Annotated in this window: 1 protein-coding gene; it reads left to right on the top strand. The window is 40.7% G+C overall.

Annotation, left to right across the window (positions count from 1 at the left end; all coding sequences use genetic code 11):
- Positions 1-84: 84 nt before the first annotated feature.
- A complete protein-coding gene (locus ACST13_RS11040; RefSeq protein WP_459523256.1) occupies positions 85-1287 on the top strand; it encodes an IS256 family transposase in 1203 nt (400 codons plus the stop codon).
- Positions 1288-1339 lie beyond the last annotated feature (52 nt).

Consider the following 1339-nt stretch of genomic DNA (forward strand, 5'->3'; position numbering starts at 1 on the left):
GGCACCATCTCGTAAAGTGTGTAAGTAGAAATATTTAGGGTTTCGACCTTGATAATTTTTTTTTACTTTTAAACACTAAATAAAATGGAAGTGGAATTACCCGATTCATTAACCGATGCTTTCTTAAAGCAGTTAAAAACAGGAGAAGAGCTTCAGGCTTTTCTTCGTAACCTTCACAAGCGAGGCTTGGAGAAGATTCTAGAAGGAGAGCTTGACGCTCATTTAGGCTACGATAAACACGAGAAGACACCTAGTTCGAATGCTCGAAATGGGACACAGAAAAAGGTGATTAAAACCGAGTTTGGAGAAACCCCTATTGAGGTTCCTAGAGACCGAGAATCCAGTTTTGATCCTATTTTGGTTCCTAAACGAAGCCGGTATTCTACAGGCGTTGAGAACCTAATTGTGTCGCTTTATTCGAAGGGGATGAGCGTGAGTGACATCGAGCAGGAGATCAAGGAAATCTATCAGTTTGAGCTTTCCACTTCTGCGATTTCGCGGGTAACGGAACGTGTTATTGAAGATACGATTGCCTGGCAGAATCGCCCACTAGATCCTGTGTACTTGGTGGTATGGATGGATGGCATCGTTTTTAAGGTTAGGGAGAGTTCGAAAGTCGTGAACAAAACAGTCTACCTAGCCATTGGATTAAATCGAGAGGGCAGAAAAGAGGTGCTGGGGATGTGGTTAGGCAAGAATGAGAGTTCGAGCTTCTGGATGGGTGTTTTGACCGATTTAAAGGCTCGTGGGGTGGAAGATATCCTGATTACGGCTACTGATAATTTAAATGGCTTTACGCAAACCATACGAACGGTATTCCCTGAATCTCAAACCCAAATATGCGTCGTTCATCAGATTCGTAACGCATGTCGCTATGTGGTCTGGAAAGATAAGAAAGACTTCACCAGAGATATGAAATGTATGTACGATGCACCTACCAAACAATCCGCAGAAGCTGCATTAAAAGATTTTGGTGCTAAATGGGGAAAGAAATACCCTTATGCCATTCGCTCGTGGGAAGATAATTGGGATGAATTAACCGTCTTTTTTGATTTTCCACTCGAGATCCGAAAGATTATTTACACCACGAATCTGATTGAAAACTTGAACGGAAAGATTCGTAAATACACGAAAAATAAGCTCTCGTTTCCCACAGATGATGCTTTAATGAAATCTGTTTTTCTGGCTATTAACGAAGCCACGAAAAAATGGAGTATGCCAATTCATAATTGGGGAATTATTATTAACCAGTTTTTGGCTATATTTGAAAAAAGGGTCCGAATTTAAATGAAAATCCGAACCCTTTATTTTTTACTTACACAGTTAATGGGATAGTGCC

The sequence above is a fragment of the Aquirufa sp. A-Brett2-W8 genome (genome assembly GCF_054558755.1).

Bases quoted from the DNA above. Each gene is read 5' to 3' on its own strand.
- ACST13_RS11040 (WP_459523256.1), top strand. From the start codon at position 85: ATGGAAGTGGAATTACCCGATTCATTAACCGATGCTTTCTTAAAGCAG.